Here is a 17,154-nt window from a genome sequence, read left to right on the forward strand (position 1 = left end):
TCCGGCTCCCGGAGCCCGGACACGGCCGCACCAGGCCTTGGCCGCGCCCCGGCCCGGCCCAAGGCCGGTCGGGGCCGCCGGGAGCCGGAGCAGCGCGTCGTCGCCCGTCCGCGTCGTCCACCCCCTGACGTCACCGAACCCCGCGCCTCAGTGCCAGGGCTCCACCGGCATCTGAACACCGGCATCTGAACACCGACACGCTTGACCGAAGAGACGAGGGGACAGAGGCGATGACGGCCGAGCTGGTCCGGGGGCAGAATCACCCCTTGCCCCAGACCCGACTGGAGATCCGGGTGACGGCCGGGGCGCCGGTCATGGCCTGTGCCACGCTCGGTGACGCGCAGGGCGCCGTACGCGGCACCGAGTGGATCGCGCACCCCGGTTCTCCCGCCCTCCCGGGCATCGAGGTGTCCCGCCAGGCCGCGGTCCGTCTGCGCTTCCATGTCGATCTGGACGCCCTGCCCGAGCAGGTGCACCTGGTGCACGTGCTGCTCGCCCTCCCGGAGGGGAGCGGCGGACCCGACCGCTTCGGCACCACCGCGGCCCCCTTCGCCGCCGTCACCTCCACCGACGGCACAGAGATCGCCGGCTTCACCCTCACCGGTCTGGACGCCGAGTCGGCCGTCATCGCGCTGGAGCTGTACCGCAGGCAGGGCGGCTGGAAGGTCCGGGCCGTCGGCCAGGGCTACGCGGGCGGCCTCGCCGAGCTGTTCGGCGACCAGGGCCTGCCGCAGGCCCGCGCGCTCGCCGCCGGCATCCAGGACGCGGTGACCCGTCCCCTGGCCGGCCCGGCGCAGGTGCCCCCGCCGGGCGGGCCGGACAGCGCGCGGGGCAGGCCCGACGGCCTCCCGTCGTCCGCCGCCACCGCCTCCGCACCGTCCGCCGCCGCCGACCCCGTCCCGCAGTCACGGTCCCCCGAACCGGAACCCGCCGACGCGGTATCCGTACCGCGGTCGGCCGACGGATCCCGAGGAGCGGTCAACTACACGCACCCGGGCCGGCAGACGTCCGCACCCCCGACACCGCCCCCGGCCACGCCGCCCGCCAGGCCGGGTGAGCCGGCCCGTCCGGTCGCCGGCGACGCCACGGGCTGGTCCATGGACGAGCGCCTCTACAACCAGGTCTGGGGCATGTTCGAGGACCTGGCCCGCAGCGTCGCCGCGTACCGCAGCGCGAAGGACTTCGCCGAGTCCCGGATGGACCAGGAGCTGGACCGCGTCCTCTCCGATCCCCGTAACCGCGTCGGCGGAGCGGGCGACGCCGCGCGTGAGGCGGCCCGCGCCAAACACGACCAACTGGTCGGCCAGGCCCGTGAGGTCCTCGACCGTGACCTCGCGCAGCTCATGGCCGAGTCCGAGGTCGTCGAGCCCGCTCTGCCGCCCGCCTACGCCCGCTGGGACCACCCCGTCTGGCACGCCTACCGCGTCCCCGGGGAGGTCCCGATGGCGCTGCGCCTCGGTGACGTCCATCTCCCCGAAGGCCCGGATCTGCGGATCCCGATGCTGGTACGGCTGCCGCTGGAGCGCGGACTGTGGGTCGACAGCGGCCGGTCCGGCTCCGATGACGCCCTGATGATGGACGACGATCAGCTGCGCGCCCTGGCCATGGACGCCGCCGTCGCCCACGCCGGGCGCCTCCTCGCGGTCTATCCGCCCGGGGAGTTCACCGTCCAGGTGATCGACCCGGCCGGTTCCGCGGCCACCGCACTGGCCCCGCTGACCGCGTCCGGAATGCTCGACGAACCGCCCGCGGCCGGCGCGGGGGGAGTGGCGGCCGTCCTCGCGAAGCTCACCCAGCGGGTGGATCTGGTGCAGATGGCGGTGCGCGGCGGCGCCGCCGAATCGCTTCCGCCGGATCTGGACATCGCCGAACAGCTGCTGATCGTCAACGACTTCCCGCACGGCTTCGACGACCGCGCGGTGACACAGCTGCGCTACCTCGCCGACGAGGGACCGGCGGTCGGCGTGCACCTGCTGATGGTCGCCGACCGCGAGGACGCGCGCGCGTACGGACCGGTGCTGGACCCTCTCTGGCGGTCCCTGCTGCGTATCACTCCGGTCCCGGACGACCATCTGGCCGACCCCTGGGTCGGCCATCTCTGGACGTACGAGCCCCCGATGGTGCCGCGGGGCAGCCGGGTGCTGCGCCAGGTCCTGGAGCAGGCGGCGTCCGCTCGCCGCTCCTGGCGGCGCTGACATGCATACTCGGCAGCGCTTTACCTCTCTCTTTACCTTTCTTTGGTGTTTCCTGTACTGTTCCTTTTAGCGGAGGGGAGTATTCCCACATCGCGACGTGCCCGTCAATACGGACCGCCATCGGTCCCGGGGCGTCGACCCGTGAGCGGCAGAGCCGCCCGGGTGGAAGAGACCTCCGGCAGCGACGACGCTGATCAGTAGCCGTACGAAGCCGGAGGAACAGTGGACGTCTCCTTGAACCTGTGGGTGCTGACCATTCTTGGTCTCAGCGCCCTCATCGCCGTCGACTTCTTCATCGGGCGCAAGCCCCATGACGTGTCGACGAAGGAAGCCGGCATCTGGACGGTCGTCTGGATCGCCCTCGCCGCGCTGTTCGGCCTCGGCCTGATGCTGTTCGGGTCGGGCCAGGCGTCCGGCGAGTTCTTCGCCGGCTTCGTCACCGAGAAGTCGCTCAGTGTCGACAATCTCTTCGTCTTCATCCTGATCATGGCGAAGTTCTCGGTGCCCTCACACCTTCAGCAGCGCGTGCTGCTCATCGGTGTGCTGATAGCGCTGGTGCTCCGCGCGGCCTTCATCGCGGCCGGCGCCGCGATCATCTCCAGCTTCTCGTGGGTCTTCTTCATCTTCGGCGCGTTCCTGATCTACACCGCCTGGAAGCTCATCCAGGAGGCGCGCTCGGACGACGACGAGGAATGGGAGAAGGACCGTCTGCTCAAGTCCGTCGAGCAGCGCTTCGGTGTCGCCGACAAGTACCACGGCACCAAGCTCTTCATCCGTGAGAACGGCAAGCGGATCCTGACCCCGCTCATGGTGGTCATGATCGCCATCGGCACCACCGATGTGCTGTTCGCACTGGACTCCATCCCCGCGATCTTCGGCCTGACCCAGGACCCGTACATCGTCTTCACCGCCAACGCCTTCGCCCTGATGGGGCTGCGGCAGCTCTACTTCCTCATCGGCGGACTGCTGAAGAAGCTGGTGCACCTCAGCTACGGCCTGTCGGTCATCCTGGGCTTCATCGGTGTGAAGCTCGTGCTCCACGCGCTGCACGAGACCGGGGTGCCCGTGCCCGAGATCTCGATTCCGGTCTCGCTCGCGGTCATCTGCGGCGTCCTGATCGTCACCACGATCACCAGCCTGGTCGCGTCCAAGAAGCAGGCGGAGCGCGAGGCGGCCGAGAAGGACGAGAAGAGCAGCATCGAAGTCTGATCGGAGCGGTACCCGCGTGCGGGGCGAGTGGCAGCGTGCCACCCGCCCCGCACGTGTGTGTCCGGACCCGTTCGCGCCTCAGGTGTCCGCTCCGGCCGCGTACGAGGCAGGTGCGAGGCAACGGGGAAGTCTGCGGGTCACCAGCCTCGGGCGCGCCACTCCGCGAGGTGCGGGCGCTCGGCGCCGATGGTGGAGTCGTTGCCATGGCCCGGATAGATCCAGGCCTCGTCCGGCAGGGCCCCGAAGATCTTGGTTTCGAGTCCGTCCATCAGGCTGGCGAAGTCCGCCGGACCCGCTGTCTTCCCGGGGCCGCCGGGGAAGAGGCAGTCGCCGGTGAAGACATGCGCGTGGTCGTGCGGGTCCTCGTAGACCAGGGCGATCGAGCCCGGGGTGTGGCCCACCAGGTGCAGGGCGGTGAGCTCGATCTCTCCGACCCGGACGATGTCCCCGTCCTCGACCAGGACATCGGTCGCGACGGGGATGCCCTCGGCGTCGTACCGGCCCGCGTACGTACGGGCGCCGGTGGCCGCCACGACCTCGGCCAGGGCCTGCCAGTGGTCGCCGTGGCGGTGGGTGGTGACGACGGACGCGAGGCCGTCGTCACCGACCAGGGTCAGGAGGGTCGAGGCGTCGTTCGCCGCGTCGATCAGCAGCTGCTCGCCGGTGGCCCGGCAGCGCAACAAGTAGGCGTTGTTCTCCATCGGCCCGACGGCGACCTTGGAGATCATCAGGGCAGGTAGCTCGTGCACATCCGCCGGTCCGTCGACCTTCACCGCTCCGCTGTACGTCATGCGGTTCAGCCTATAGCGGGGGCAGTACGGGCAAGGCGTACGCCTAGAGCGCGGGCAGTACGGGCAGAGGTCCGCCGCCGGAGCACTCCAGGGCGGTCCCCTCGCGGCGGCCCGCGAGCCAGCCCATCAGGTCCGCCGCCGGGCCCGTGACCGAGAGCCGCGTGCCCTCCTCAGTGCCCTCCGCGCGCCCGGTGTGCCATACACGTCCGTCCGGTGTGCCGAGGGTCAGCGACGGGATGTCGGGGTTGCCGGAGAAGCGCTCCGCGAGGAAGGCGATCTCGCGGAGTGTGAACTCCTCGGACAGATCCTCGAGGTCGCGGTCGAGCCCCAGATCGACATGGTGCAGCTCGACCTCGATCAGCCGCCGGAACGGAAGCCGCGCCGCCACATCCGTGACGCCGTTGCGCATCGTGACGACACGGTTCCAGTCGGCGGGCACGGCCGCGGAATGCTGGAAGCGGTCGGCGGTGTTACGTACATCGGCGAGGTGGACATCGAGGCCGCGGGGAGCGTCCCGCTCGATGTCGGCGTCGCGGGTCGCGGCGTCCGGATACATCGGCCGGCCTTCGAGGACATTGACCAGAGCGTCCGCGTTCCGGGCGATATGGGCCAGCACGTGGCCCCTGCTCCAGCCCGGAAGCCGTGACGGCGCGGCGACGGCCGCGTTGTCCAGCAGGGCGGCCGCGCCGAGAAGCCGATCCGTCGCCTCACGTACAGATGCCAGGTCGTGCACATGGTCGATCATGACGCCGACGATAGCCCCGCCACTCGTTCGGGTGAAGGCGGCAGAGGGCCGCCGTAAATCGAATGTGCGTGCTATAGGGTCGGGAGAGGCATCCTGGCATGTAGGCAAAGTTGGCCCGGCAAGACCGGGCCGGGCAATCCACCGCTTGGCAATCCATCGCTCTGGCGACCCCCCTGGTCTGGTGAAGGGGGCTCCGCCCCTGCTTCTCTTTCAGAAAGGTGCGGACCGGCGTGGCCGACCGTCTCATCGTCCGTGGCGCGCGCGAGCACAATCTCAAGAACGTCTCGCTCGACCTCCCCCGTGACTCCCTCATCGTCTTCACCGGGCTTTCCGGGTCGGGCAAGTCCTCTCTCGCGTTCGACACGATCTTCGCCGAGGGCCAGCGCCGGTACGTGGAGTCGCTCTCCTCGTACGCCCGGCAGTTCCTCGGCCAGATGGACAAGCCGGACGTCGACTTCATCGAAGGTCTCTCCCCGGCTGTCTCCATCGACCAGAAGTCGACCTCGCGCAACCCGCGCTCGACGGTCGGCACGATCACCGAGGTGTACGACTACCTCCGGCTGCTCTTCGCCCGGATCGGCAAGCCCCACTGCCCCGAGTGCGGCCGGCCGATCTCCCGGCAGTCGCCGCAGGCCATCGTCGACAAGGTGCTGGATCTGCCCGAGGGCAGCCGCTTCCAGGTCCTCTCGCCGCTGGTCCGCGAGCGCAAGGGCGAGTTCGTCGACCTCTTCTCCGATCTTCAGACCAAGGGCTACAGCAGGGCCAGGGTCGACGGGCAGACCATCCAGCTCAGCGAGCCGCCCACGCTCAAGAAGCAGGAGAAGCACACCATCGAGGTGGTCGTCGACCGCCTCACGGTGAAGGACAGCGCCAAGCGCCGGCTGACCGACTCGGTCGAGACCGCTCTGGGGCTCTCCGGCGGCATGGTCGTGCTCGACTTCGTCGATCTCCCCGAGGACGACCCCGAGCGCGAGCGGATGTACTCGGAGCATCTGTACTGCCCGTACGACGACCTCTCCTTCGAGGAGCTGGAGCCCCGCTCCTTCTCCTTCAACTCGCCCTTCGGTGCCTGCCCCGACTGCACGGGTATCGGTACGCGCATGGAGGTCGACCCGGAGCTGATCGTTCCGGACGAGGAGAAGTCCCTGGACGAAGGCGCGATCCACCCCTGGTCCCACGGCCACACCAAGGAGTACTTCGGACGGCTGATCGGCGGCCTCGCCCAGGCCCTCGGGTTCCGTACGGACATCCCCTGGGCCGGGCTGCCGCAGCGCGCCAGGAAGGCCCTGCTCCACGGCCACAAGACCCAGGTCGAGGTCCGCTACCGGAACAGGTACGGGCGGGAGCGCGCCTACACCACCCCCGCCTTCGAGGGGGCCGTCTCCTTCGTCAAGCGGCGTCACACGGAGGCCGAGAGCGACGCCAGCCGGGAGCGCTTCGAGGGCTATATGCGTGAGGTGCCCTGCCCGACCTGTGAGGGCACCCGCCTCAAGCCGATCGTCCTCGCGGTCACGGTCATGGAGAGGTCCATCGCCGAGGTCTCCGCTATGTCGATCAGCGACTGCGCCGACTTCCTCGCCGAACTCCGGCTGAACGCCCGGGACAAGAAGATCGCCGAGCGGGTCCTCAAGGAGGTCAACGAGCGGCTGAAGTTCCTGGTCGACGTCGGCCTGGACTACCTGTCGCTGAACCGCGCGGCGGGCACCCTCTCCGGCGGTGAGGCGCAGCGCATCCGGCTCGCCACCCAGATCGGTTCGGGCCTGGTCGGTGTGCTCTACGTCCTGGACGAGCCGTCCATCGGCCTGCACCAGCGGGACAACCACCGGCTCATCGAGACCCTGGTCCGGCTGCGGGACATGGGGAACACCCTCATCGTCGTGGAGCACGACGAGGACACGATCAAGGTGGCCGACTGGGTGGTCGACATCGGCCCCGGCGCGGGTGAGCACGGCGGCAAGGTCGTGCACTCCGGCCCCTTGAAGGGCCTGCTGGCCAACAAGGAATCGCTGACCGGCCAGTATCTCGCCGGCAAGAGGAACATCCCGACGCCGGACATCCGCCGGCCCGCCGACCCGGCACGGCAGCTCACCGTGCACGGCGCCCGGGAGAACAACCTGCGCGACATCGACGTGTCGTTCCCGCTGGGTATGTTCACGGCGATCACAGGCGTCTCGGGCTCCGGCAAGTCGACGCTGGTCAACGACATCCTCTACACGCACCTGGCGCGCGAGTTGAACGGTGCGAAGTCGGTGCCGGGACGGCACACCCGGGTCGACGGCGACGACCTGGTCGACAAGGTGGTCCATGTCGACCAGTCGCCCATCGGCCGTACGCCCCGGTCCAACCCGGCCACGTACACCGGGGTCTTCGACCATGTCCGCCGGCTCTTCGCCGAGACGATGGAGGCGAAGGTCCGCGGCTACCTCCCCGGGCGCTTCTCCTTCAACGTCAAGGGCGGCCGCTGCGAGAACTGCTCGGGCGACGGCACCATCAAGATCGAGATGAACTTCCTGCCGGACGTCTACGTCCCGTGCGAGGTCTGCCACGGAGCGCGCTACAACCGGGAGACCCTGGAGGTCCACTACAAGGGCAAGTCCATCGCCGAAGTGCTGGACATGCCGATCGAGGAGGCCCTGGACTTCTTCGAGGCCGTCCCGACGATCTCGCGCCACCTCAAGACCCTCAACGAGGTCGGCCTGGGGTATGTCCGGCTCGGTCAGTCGGCGCCGACCCTCTCGGGCGGCGAGGCACAGCGCGTGAAGCTGTCGAGCGAACTCCAGAAGCGCTCCACGGGCCGTACGGTCTACGTCCTGGACGAGCCCACGACTGGTCTGCACTTCGAGGACATCAGCAAGCTGATCAACGTGCTGTCGGGGCTGGTCGAAAAGGGCAACACGGTGATCGTCATCGAGCACAACCTGGACGTCATCAAGACGGCGGACTGGGTGATCGATATGGGTCCCGAGGGGGGTAACGGAGGCGGTCTGGTCATCGCGGAAGGCACCCCGGAGCAGGTCGCCGGGGTCCCGGCCAGCCACACCGGGAAGTTCCTGCGGGACATTCTCGACGTCGAGCGGATCAGCGACGCGACGCCGGCGAAGAAGGCCACGACCCGGAAGACGGCGGCCAAGAAGGCAGCCACGACGGCCGTGGCGAAGACGGCCGTGAAGAAGACCACGGCGAAGACGGTGGCGAAGAAGACAGCGGCGCGCCGGTCCTGAGCCGACGCCCCGTCAGGGGCTGTCCCGTCCGTCCCGGGCCCGGCACAATTCCGGGATGGACGAGACAGCCGAGGCGGCGAAGACGGGCACGACGGCCGAGACGGTGCTGACGGACGACGGGATACGGCTCTGGGCCGCCCGGACGGCCGCCGGGGCGGGCGAGCCCGTGGTCTTCTGCCACGGCGGGCCGGGCGTCTGGGACACCCTGGAGGAGCCGGCCGCCCTGCTGCCGGGCAGCCAGGTGTTCCGCTGGGATCAGCGCGGCTGCGGCCGTTCCCAGCGCTCCGGGCCGTACGGTGTCGACCGCTCGGTGGCCGATCTCGACGCCGTACGGCGTCACTTCGGCCTGGACCGGATGGCGCTGCTCGGCCACTCCTGGGGCGCGCGGCTGGCCCTGAGTTGTGCCCTGGCCCACCCCGGCCGCGTCAGCCGGCTGATCTATGTCTCCGGTACGGGCATCGACACCGACGCCACCTGGCACCCGGTGTACAAGGACGCCTTCCTGCGGCAGCTGGGCGGACACCGCGAACGCTGGGAGGAACTCCGTGCCCGGGGTGACGACCGTACGGAGGCGGAGAACCGGGAGCTGGCGGTCCTTCAGTGGTCGGTGGATTTCAGCGACCGGGACCGCGCCCTGGAGTACGCCGAGGCCATGGCGACCCCGTGGTTCGGCGTCAACTACGAGTGCAACGCCACCATCGGCGCGGAGTTGAGGCGGAGCCCGGCCGCCGACGGGATACGGGACCGGTGCGCGGCGCTGCGCGTACCCGTGCTGATCGTGGACGGGGAGCGTGACATCCGGCCCCGGTGGGCGGTGGACTCGCTGGAGAGGGCGCTTCCCGACGTGACCAGGACGACCCTGGCCGGTGCCGGGCACTTGCCGTGGACGGAGGACCCGGAGGGCTTCCGCGCGGCGACAGGTGCTTTTCTGATGTCCTGATGCCCCACGCCTCATGGGAGCGGTGCGGCGGGAAACGGGTGCCGGTCGTCTCCCACCGCACCGGATCCGGCGCCGTGACTACGACGTGCCGCGGCTACCAGGCGACGGGCAGTTCGTGGACGCCGTAGACGAGCATGTCCTCCTTGAAGCGGAGTTGGTCGTCGGGGACCGTGGTGTGCAGCTTCGGGAAGCGGCGCAGCAGGGCCGGATAGGCGAGTTGGAGCTCGGCACGGGCCAGGTTCTGGCCCAGGCACTGGTGGGTGCCGTGGCCGAAGGCCATATGGCGCCGCGCCTCGGGCCGGTCGATGTCGAGACGGTCGGGGTCGTCGAAGACGCTCTCGTCACGGTTCGCCGCGTCGTTGGCCAGAATGACCCCCTCACCCGCGTGGATGACGGTTCCCGCGATCTCGGCGTCCTCGATGGCCACCCGGCGGCGCCCGCTGTGGGTGATGGTGAGATAGCGCAGCAGTTCTTCCACGGCGGTGGCGATGCGCGCGGGGTCGTCGCTGTCCCGGACGACGGCGAGCTGCTCGGGGTGGTGCAGGAGGGCGAGTGTGCCCAGGGCGGTCATGTTCGCGGTGGTCTCGTGTCCCGCGACGAGCAGCAGGACCGCGTTCTCCACCAGTTGCCTCCGGCTGAGTTCGCCGGTGCGCATACGTTCCACGACCAGCGCGCTGAGCAGGTCGTCGGCCGGATCGCTGTCCTTGACGGTGATCAGGGCGCTGAGGTAATCGGCCAGTTCCCCGGCGGCGTCCCTGCTCTGCTCCGGGGTGCTGTCCAGGGTGACAAGCGCGCGGGCGGCGCGCTGGAAGAGGCCGTGATCCTTGTCGGGGACTCCGAGAAGCTCGCTGATGACGAGCGAGGGCATGGGCAGGGCGAAGGCCCGGACCAGGTCGGCCGGAGGCCCGGCCGCTTCCATGTCGTCGAGGAGGATGTCGATGATCTGCTGGATGCGGGGCTTCATCGCGGCGATGCGCTTGACCGTGAAGTGGGCGGTGAACATACGCCGGTTGCGGTTGTGATCGGGATCGTCCTGCGTGATGAAGGGCGGAGTCGCGGTGCGCCGCGTCGCGCTGACCCCCGCACTCTGGCTGGGGTGGCCGGGGCGGGTGGCGTCGGCGCTGAACCGCGTGTCGGCGAGCACGGCGCGCTGGTCCTCGTACCGGGTGAGGATCCAGGCCACCTGCCCGTTCCACAGCCGGATCGGCGAGACCGGCGCTTCCTTGCGCATCGTCGCGTACTGCGGGGGCGGATCGAAGGGGCAGCCGGACGCCCGGCTGAGGGGAAAGGTGGGGATGGCCGTCTCGGTCATGAAGCGTCCTCCAGACAGCGGTGAGGGGGTGTGTGGCCGCGCGGGTCAGGCGTCGTGCACGTCGATCGCCGCCGCGGGGCAGAGGGCGGCGGCCTCACGCGCACGGTCCAGGGCGTCGGCGGGCGGCGTGGCGTCGAGCAGCACGACGACGCCGTCCTCGTCCCGCTGGTCGAAAAGGTCGTCGGCCGCCAGTACGCACTGACCGGCTCCGCAGCACTTGTCCTCGTCGATCGCGATACGCATAGAGCTCTCCCAACGGGATCGGTTCCGTGTCGAGGATATTAGTTACCTTAAGTACTTTTTAGCCTGGGTGGGTGTATGAGGCAAGTACTTCTTCGGCCATCTCGCCATCTCGCCATCCCGCCATCTCTCCACGCGGCCGACGGCGGCGGGGGAGCGGTCGGGCATGATGGGCCGGTGGACGATTCACCTGCTCGCGAAGCCGACGGCATCGCCGAATTGCAGGCCCTGCTGAGCGCGCTCGCCTATGACCTCACCCGGCCCCGGTCCCACGAACTGCTCGTCGCGATGGCCGGGATGCCCGTCGACCGCGCGGGTCTCGCCCTGCTGCGGGTGCTGGTGGACGAGGGTGAGCCGATGCGTATCGGGCGGATCGCGGAGCGACTGGGGGTCCGTACCCCGCACGTCACGCGACAGGTCCGGGAGCTCGAACGGCAGGGCCTCGTCGTCCGCGTCGAGGAGGCGGCGGACCGGAGGGCGCAGCGGATCACCCCCACGGTCCGGGGGCTCGACACCCTCGCGCGGGTCGACCGGGCGGCCCAGGCCATGCTCACGGAGAGCCTCGCCGGGGTGACCGCGCATCAGATCGGCGACGCGATCGAAGTGCTGCGCCGGATATCCGGTCATCGCCGGGGGAGGCAGGCCGGGGAGCCGCCGGACTGATCAGGCGGACCGATCCGGCGGATGATCAGGCGGGCTGATCAGGCGGGCCGCCGAGGTCTGCCGGCCGCCCAAGGCTCCGCTTCTCCGGGACGGCGGCCCCGTAAGGCATCCGAAGACTGCCTCGAAGGCTTACCGGCACCCTCGGCGGGCCGCCGGAAAGCCGCCGGAACGGCCCCGGTATCGTCACGTATGTCACCGACGCTCCAGCGACACCTCTGACCCGTGGAGACACCATGCCCGGTCCGTCCGCCCCTCGCCGTACCGTGCTGAAGGGGGCCGCGCTCGCCGGTGCGGCAGGACTGGGAGCGGCGGCCTGCTCCACCGAATCCAAGCTGGGCCACGCCGACACCCCCACACCCACCGCCTCGGTCGACCTCGGTCCCTCGGACGCGGTCCCGGTCGGCGGCGCCAAGCTCTACCGGGAACAGCGTCTGGTGGTGAGCTGCCCGGCGAAGGGGGAGTACAAGGCCTTCAGCGCGCAGTGCACCCACGCGGGCTGCCTCCTGGAGAAGCTGGAGGGCACCGTGGGTGACTGCCCGTGTCACGGCAGCAAGTTCGATGTCACCACCGGCAAGGCGCTCCACGGCCCGGCCACCGTCCCGCTGCCCGAGGTACCGGTCACCGCCGAGGACGGCAAGCTCGTCGCGGGGCCCAAGAGCTGAGTGCCGGTCCCAAGGTCCGAGCGCCGAGCGCCCAGCCCCTGAGTGCCGGTCCCGGGACCTGAGGGGTGGGATCCGCGGGGCCGCACTGTCGGTCCTCGACAGTAGGGTGGACGGCATGGCCGACCCCTCCAGTTACCGCCCCAAGCCGGGACAGATCCCCGACTCGCCGGGGGTCTACAAGTTCCGCGACGATCACCGCCGGGTGATCTACGTCGGAAAGGCGAAAAGCCTGCGTCAGCGGCTCGCCAACTACTTCCAGGACCTGGCGGGTCTGCATCCGCGTACCCGCTCCATGGTCACCACGGCGGCCTCCGTCGAGTGGACCGTCGTCTCCACCGAGGTCGAGGCGCTTCAGCTGGAGTATTCCTGGATCAAGGAGTTCGACCCCCGCTTCAACGTCAAGTACCGCGACGACAAGAGCTATCCGTCGCTCGCGGTGACGATGAACGAGGAGTTCCCGCGCGTCCAGGTCATGCGCGGCGCCAAGAAGAAGGGCGTGCGCTACTTCGGCCCGTACGGACAGGCCTGGGCCATCCGCGAGACCGTCGATCTGATGCTCCGTGTGTTTCCTGTACGGACGTGCTCCGCCGGGGTGTTCAAGAACGCGGTACGGACCGGCCGTCCCTGCCTCCTCGGCTACATCGGCAAGTGCTCGGCCCCCTGCGTCGGCCGGGTCACCCCGGAGGAGCACCGCGAACTGGCCGAGGAATTCTGCGACTTCATGGCCGGCCGCACCGGTACGTACATCCGCCGCCTGGAGCGGGAGATGAAGGCGGCGGCCGAGGAGATGGAGTACGAGAAGGCGGGCCGGCTGCGTGACGACATAGGCGCGTTGCGCCGCGCGATGGAGAAGAACGCCGTCGTGCTCGCCGACGCCACCGACGCCGACCTGATCGCCGTCGCCGAGGACGAGTTGGAGGCCGCCGTACAGATCTTCCATGTCCGTGGCGGCCGGGTCCGCGGCCAGCGCGGCTGGGTCACCGACAAGGTCGAGGCCGTGGAGACGGCGGGCCTGGTCGAGCACGCGCTTCAGCAGCTGTACGGGGAGGAGCGCGGCGACGCCGTCCCCAAGGAGGTGCTCGTCCCCGCCCTGCCGGAGGACACGGACGCCGTCACACAGTGGCTGAGTGAGCGTCGCGGCTCCCAGGTCTCCCTGCGGATTCCGCAGCGCGGCGACAAGAAGGACCTGATGGCGACGGTCGGGCGCAACGCCCAGCAGTCCCTGGTCCTGCACAAGACCAAGCGCGCCAGCGATCTCACCACCCGCTCCCGCGCGCTGGAGGAGATCGCGGAGGCCCTCGACCTGGACAGCGCGCCGCTGCGGATCGAGTGCTTCGACATCTCGCACCTCCAGGGCGACGACGTCGTGGCGTCCATGGTGGTCTTCGAGGACGGCCTCGCCCGTAAGAGCGAATACCGCCGCTTCCAGATCAAGACCTTCGAGGGCCAGGACGACGTACGGTCGATGCACGAAGTGATCAACCGGCGCTTCCGGCGCTATCTCCAGGAGAAGGAGAACACCGGGGAGTGGTCGGAGGAGGCCCGGCAGCAGGAACCGCGGGACCAGTCGCAAGAGCTGGACCAGCAGGACCAGCCGCAGGAACAACTGGAACAGCCCCGGCCGCTGCTCCCCGGCGAGTCCCCCCTGGAGGACGACGGCCGGCCCAAGCGCTTCGCCTACCCGCCCCAGCTGGTCGTCGTGGACGGCGGACAGCCCCAGGTCGCGGCCGCCAAGCGCGCTCTCGACGAACTGGGCATAGACGATGTCGCCGTCTGCGGTCTCGCCAAGCGCCTCGAAGAGGTCTGGCTTCCCGAGGACGACGACCCGGTGGTCCTGCCCCGCTCCAGCGAGGGCCTCTACCTCCTCCAGCGCGTACGCGACGAGGCGCACCGCTTCGCCATCACCTACCAGCGCTCCAAGCGGGCCAAGCGCGTCAGGAGCAGTCCACTGGACGAGGTCCCCGGGCTCGGCGAGACCCGGAAACAGGCACTCATCAAGCATTTCGGCTCGGTGAAGCGGCTGCGGCAGGCGACAATCGAGCAGATCTGCGAGGTTCCGGGCCTGGGCCGCAAGACGGCCGAGTCCGTCGTCGTGGCCCTGGCCGAGGCGGCCCCGGCCACACCCGCCGTGAACACGGCAACAGGAGAGATCATGGAAGACAACGGGGGCACCAGGCATGACTGAGCACGACCGGGACGGAGCAGGGCACGTGAGTACGGGCAGTACGGGCACCACCAAGGAGACCGGTGAGGCCGGTGAGACCGGCGAGGCGGCCATCCCCGAGCTGGTGATCATCTCCGGCATGTCGGGCGCGGGCCGCAGTACGGCGGCGAAGTGCCTGGAGGACCTCGGCTGGTTCGTCGTGGACAACCTGCCGCCCGCGCTGATCCCCACCATGGTGGAGCTCGGCGCCCGCTCGCAGGGCAACGTGGCGCGGATCGCCGTCGTGGTCGACGTACGGGGCCGGCGGTTCTTCGACAACCTCCGCGAGTCCCTCGCCGACCTCGACGCCAAGCAGGTCACCCGGCGGATCGTCTTCCTGGAGTCGTCCGACGAGGCGCTGGTCCGCCGGTTCGAATCCGTACGGCGCCCGCACCCGCTCCAGGGCGACGGCCGGATCGTCGACGGCATCGAGGCCGAGCGCGATCTGCTGCGCGAGCTGCGCGGCGACGCCGATCTGGTGATCGACACCTCCAGCCTCAACGTCCATGAGCTGCGCGCCAAGATGGACGCCCAGTTCGCCGGCGACGAGAAGCCGGAGCTGCGCGCCACGGTCATGTCCTTCGGCTACAAGTACGGCCTGCCGGTCGACGCCGACCTGGTCGTCGACTGCCGCTTCCTGCCCAACCCGCACTGGGTCCCGGAGCTGCGCCCCTTCACCGGGCTCAACGAGGAGGTGTCGGCGTACGTCTTCAACCAGCCGGGCGCCAAGGAGTTCCTCGACCGCTACACGGAACTGCTCCAGCTGATCGCCGCCGGATACCGCCGCGAGGGCAAGCGCTACGTCACGGTCGCCGTCGGCTGTACGGGCGGCAAGCACCGTTCGGTCGCCATGTCCGAGAAGCTCACCGCGCGCCTCGCCGCCGCGGGCATCGAGACCGTCATCGTCCACCGGGACATGGGGCGCGAGTGACCGGACGCACCTTCCGCATGCGCAGGCTGCGCCGGGGCGGCCCCGTACTGTCGGCGCGGGGTCGCGGCGCCCAGCCGAAGGTCGTCGCCCTCGGCGGCGGCATGGGGCTGTCCGCCTCCCTCGCGGCGCTGCGCCGGATCACCGGGGATCTGACCGCCGTGGTCACCGTCGCCGACGACGGCGGCTCCAGCGGCCGGCTCCGGGACGAGCTCGGAGTGCTGCCGCCCGGCGACCTGCGCAAGGCCCTGGCGGCGCTCTGCGGCGACGACGACTGGGGCCAGACCTGGGCGCGGGTGATCCAGCACCGGTTCCAGTCCCAGGGCGAGCTCCACGAGCACGCGGTCGGCAATCTGCTGATCGTCGCCCTGTGGGAGCAGCTCGGCGACCATGTCCAGGCCCTGGACCTGGTCGGCAAGCTCCTCGGCGCGCACGGCCGGGTGCTGCCCATGTCCGCCGTACCGCTGGAGCTCCAGGCGCTCGTACGGGGCCATGACCCGGCGCGCCCCGACGACGTGGAGACGGTGCGCGGCCAGGCGACGGTCGCGCTCACCCGCGGCGAGGTGCAGTCCGTACATCTCGTACCGAACGACCCGCCGGCGGTCCCCGAGGCCGTCGCCGCCGTGATGGACGCCGACTGGGTGGTGCTCGGCCCCGGCTCCTGGTTCTCCTCCGTGATCCCGCACCTGCTGGTGCCCGAACTGCTCGACGCGCTCCTCCAGACCAAGGCCCGCCGGGTCCTCTCCCTGAACCTCGCGCCGCAACCCGGCGAAACCAGTGGCTTCTCACCGCAGCGTCATTTGGAGGTTTTGGGGCGACACGCCCCTAAACTCGCCCTGGACGTGGTGCTGGCCGATGAGGCCGCCGTGCCCGACAGCGAGTCACTCGCCGATGCCGCCAAGCGGTTCGGTGCCGCGGTCGAGCTGGCGCCGGTGGCAGCGCCCGACAGTTCCCCGGTCCATGATCCGGAGCTGTTGGCAGCCGCGTACGACCGTATTTTTCGGATGCATGGAAGGATCGGCCCATGGCGATGACGCCAGCGGTGAAGGACGAGATCGCCCGCCTCCCCGTCACCCGGACGTGCTGCAGGAAGGCCGAGGTCTCGGCGATTCTTCGGTTCGCGGGCGGGCTGCACCTGGTCAGCGGCCGCATCGTGATCGAGGCGGAGCTGGACACCAGCGTCGCCGCGCGCCGGCTTCGCAAGGACATCCTGGAGATCTTCGGGCACAACTCGGAGCTGGTGGTGATGGCCCCCGGCGGGCTGCGCCGCGGCAGCCGTTACGTCGTACGGGTGATTACCGGCGGCGATCAGCTGGCCCGGCAGACCGGTCTGGTCGACGGCCGGGGGCGCCCGATCCGCGGCCTGCCCCCGCAGGTCGTCTCCGGTGCCACCTGCGACGCGGAGGCGGCCTGGCGGGGCGCGTTCCTGGCGCACGGCTCGCTCACCGAGCCCGGCCGGTCCTCCTCGCTGGAGGTGACCTGCCCGGGTCCCGAGGCCGCCCTCGCGCTGGTCGGCGCGGCCCGCAGACTCCAGATCGCCGCCAAGGCCCGTGAGGTGCGCGGGGTGGACCGCGTGGTCGTACGGGACGGGGACGCCATCGGCGCCCTGCTGACCCGGCTCGGCGCGCACGATTCGGTGCTGGCCTGGGAGGAGCGGCGGATGCGCCGCGAGGTCCGCGCCACCGCCAACCGCCTCGCCAACTTCGACGACGCGAACCTGCGCCGCTCCGCCCGTGCCGCGGTCGCCGCCGGAGCCCGGGTGCAGCGCGCGCTGGAGATCCTCGGCGAGGAGGTGCCCGAGCATCTCGCCGCCGCGGGCCGGCTGCGCATGGAGCACAAGCAGGCCTCGCTGGAGGAGTTGGGCGCGCTCGCCGACCCGCCGCTCACCAAGGACGCGGTCGCGGGCCGGATCCGCCGACTGCTGGCCATGGCCGACAAGCGGGCGCAGGATCTCGGGATTCCGGGTACGGAGTCCAATCTCAGCGAGGAGTTGGCCGACGGTCTCGTCGGCTGAGCCGTCGCCCCGGCCCGTACCGCCGTGCCGA

14 protein-coding genes are annotated in these 17,154 nt (G+C 70.2%); 10 read left to right on the forward strand and 4 right to left on the reverse strand.

Annotated features, from left to right (window positions below; genetic code table 11):
- Positions 1-230: 230 nt before the first annotated feature.
- Together ACIQD6_RS24760 and ACIQD6_RS24765 are read left to right on the forward strand one after the other, a co-directional pair.
- Positions 231-2,195 carry a TerD family protein gene (locus ACIQD6_RS24760; RefSeq protein WP_401885833.1) on the forward strand — a complete coding sequence of 655 codons (1,965 nt, stop codon included), beginning with the start codon at positions 231-233 and terminating at the stop codon, positions 2,193-2,195.
- 222 nt (positions 2,196-2,417) lie between these two features.
- Positions 2,418-3,404 carry a TerC family protein gene (locus tag ACIQD6_RS24765; RefSeq protein WP_401885835.1) on the forward strand — a complete coding sequence of 329 codons (987 nt, stop codon included), beginning with the start codon at positions 2,418-2,420 and terminating at the stop codon, positions 3,402-3,404.
- Between the two features lie 137 nt (positions 3,405-3,541).
- Here ACIQD6_RS24765 and ACIQD6_RS24770 read toward each other — a convergent pair whose 3' ends face one another.
- Positions 3,542-4,195, reverse strand: coding sequence for an MBL fold metallo-hydrolase (locus ACIQD6_RS24770; RefSeq protein ID WP_401885838.1), 654 nt, complete (start codon positions 4,193-4,195; stop codon positions 3,542-3,544).
- A 43-nt stretch (positions 4,196-4,238) separates the two neighbouring features.
- Positions 4,239-4,940: a maleylpyruvate isomerase family mycothiol-dependent enzyme gene (locus ACIQD6_RS24775; protein ID WP_401885840.1), complete on the reverse strand. Its 702-nt coding sequence runs from the start codon at positions 4,938-4,940 to the stop codon at positions 4,239-4,241.
- 230 nt (positions 4,941-5,170) lie between these two features.
- On the opposite strand from ACIQD6_RS24775, the gene uvrA reads away from it, so the two are divergent.
- Together uvrA and ACIQD6_RS24785 are read left to right on the forward strand one after the other, a co-directional pair.
- Positions 5,171-8,161: an excinuclease ABC subunit UvrA gene (gene uvrA / locus ACIQD6_RS24780; protein ID WP_401885842.1), complete on the forward strand. Its 2,991-nt coding sequence runs from the start codon at positions 5,171-5,173 to the stop codon at positions 8,159-8,161.
- 55 nt (positions 8,162-8,216) lie between these two features.
- Positions 8,217-9,101: an alpha/beta fold hydrolase gene (locus tag ACIQD6_RS24785; protein WP_401885844.1), complete on the forward strand. Its 885-nt coding sequence runs from the start codon at positions 8,217-8,219 to the stop codon at positions 9,099-9,101.
- Between the two features lie 94 nt (positions 9,102-9,195).
- Here the strand turns inward: ACIQD6_RS24785 and ACIQD6_RS24790 are convergent, their stop codons facing one another.
- Together ACIQD6_RS24790 and ACIQD6_RS24795 are read right to left on the reverse strand one after the other, a co-directional pair.
- Positions 9,196-10,413 carry a cytochrome P450 gene (locus ACIQD6_RS24790; RefSeq protein ID WP_401885847.1) on the reverse strand — a complete coding sequence of 406 codons (1,218 nt, stop codon included), beginning with the start codon at positions 10,411-10,413 and terminating at the stop codon, positions 9,196-9,198.
- Between the two features lie 45 nt (positions 10,414-10,458).
- The gene (locus ACIQD6_RS24795) at positions 10,459-10,656 is read right to left on the reverse strand and encodes a ferredoxin (RefSeq protein WP_401885848.1); all 198 of its coding nucleotides are present in this window, start codon (positions 10,654-10,656) and stop codon (positions 10,459-10,461) included.
- A 174-nt stretch (positions 10,657-10,830) separates the two neighbouring features.
- On the opposite strand from ACIQD6_RS24795, the gene ACIQD6_RS24800 reads away from it, so the two are divergent.
- The 6 genes from ACIQD6_RS24800 to whiA all read left to right on the forward strand — a co-directional run bounded on the left by ACIQD6_RS24800 (position 10,831) and on the right by whiA (position 17,123).
- Positions 10,831-11,316 (forward strand): MarR family winged helix-turn-helix transcriptional regulator, encoded by a 486-nt coding sequence (locus ACIQD6_RS24800; RefSeq protein ID WP_401885850.1) that lies wholly within the window; start codon positions 10,831-10,833, stop codon positions 11,314-11,316.
- Between the two features lie 233 nt (positions 11,317-11,549).
- Positions 11,550-11,978 (forward strand): Rieske (2Fe-2S) protein, encoded by a 429-nt coding sequence (locus tag ACIQD6_RS24805; RefSeq protein ID WP_401885853.1) that lies wholly within the window; start codon positions 11,550-11,552, stop codon positions 11,976-11,978.
- 115 nt (positions 11,979-12,093) lie between these two features.
- Positions 12,094-14,163, forward strand: coding sequence for an excinuclease ABC subunit UvrC (uvrC, locus tag ACIQD6_RS24810; RefSeq protein ID WP_401885855.1), 2,070 nt, complete (start codon positions 12,094-12,096; stop codon positions 14,161-14,163).
- A complete protein-coding gene (gene rapZ / locus ACIQD6_RS24815) occupies positions 14,156-15,112 on the forward strand; it encodes an RNase adapter RapZ (protein ID WP_401885858.1) in 957 nt (318 codons plus the stop codon). The genes uvrC and rapZ overlap by 8 nt, the downstream gene beginning before the upstream one ends.
- Positions 15,109-16,143: a uridine diphosphate-N-acetylglucosamine-binding protein YvcK gene (gene yvcK, locus ACIQD6_RS24820; protein ID WP_401885861.1), complete on the forward strand. Its 1,035-nt coding sequence runs from the start codon at positions 15,109-15,111 to the stop codon at positions 16,141-16,143. Before rapZ ends, yvcK begins: the two co-directional genes overlap by 4 nt.
- Complete coding sequence (whiA, locus tag ACIQD6_RS24825) at positions 16,134-17,123, forward strand: DNA-binding protein WhiA (protein ID WP_401885863.1); 990 nt, start codon at positions 16,134-16,136, stop codon at positions 17,121-17,123. Before yvcK ends, whiA begins: the two co-directional genes overlap by 10 nt.
- Positions 17,124-17,154: the final 31 nt, after the last annotated feature.

The organism is Streptomyces sp. NPDC088400 (assembly GCF_044753355.1).
Lineage (GTDB): Bacteria > Actinomycetota > Actinomycetes > Streptomycetales > Streptomycetaceae > Streptomyces.

Bases quoted from the DNA above. Each gene is read 5' to 3' on its own strand.
- ACIQD6_RS24770 (WP_401885838.1), bottom strand. From the start codon at position 4,195: ATGACGTACAGCGGAGCGGTGAAGGTCGACGGACCGGCGGATGTGCAC.
- rapZ (WP_401885858.1), top strand. From the start codon at position 14,156: ATGACTGAGCACGACCGGGACGGAGCAGGGCACGTGAGTACGGGCAGT.
- ACIQD6_RS24795 (WP_401885848.1), bottom strand. From the start codon at position 10,656: ATGCGTATCGCGATCGACGAGGACAAGTGCTGCGGAGCCGGTCAGTGC.
- ACIQD6_RS24790 (WP_401885847.1), bottom strand. From the start codon at position 10,413: ATGACCGAGACGGCCATCCCCACCTTTCCCCTCAGCCGGGCGTCCGGC.
- ACIQD6_RS24760 (WP_401885833.1), top strand. From the start codon at position 231: ATGACGGCCGAGCTGGTCCGGGGGCAGAATCACCCCTTGCCCCAGACC.
- ACIQD6_RS24805 (WP_401885853.1), top strand. From the start codon at position 11,550: ATGCCCGGTCCGTCCGCCCCTCGCCGTACCGTGCTGAAGGGGGCCGCG.
- uvrC (WP_401885855.1), top strand. From the start codon at position 12,094: ATGGCCGACCCCTCCAGTTACCGCCCCAAGCCGGGACAGATCCCCGAC.
- ACIQD6_RS24775 (WP_401885840.1), bottom strand. From the start codon at position 4,940: ATGATCGACCATGTGCACGACCTGGCATCTGTACGTGAGGCGACGGAT.
- whiA (WP_401885863.1), top strand. From the start codon at position 16,134: ATGGCGATGACGCCAGCGGTGAAGGACGAGATCGCCCGCCTCCCCGTC.
- ACIQD6_RS24785 (WP_401885844.1), top strand. From the start codon at position 8,217: ATGGACGAGACAGCCGAGGCGGCGAAGACGGGCACGACGGCCGAGACG.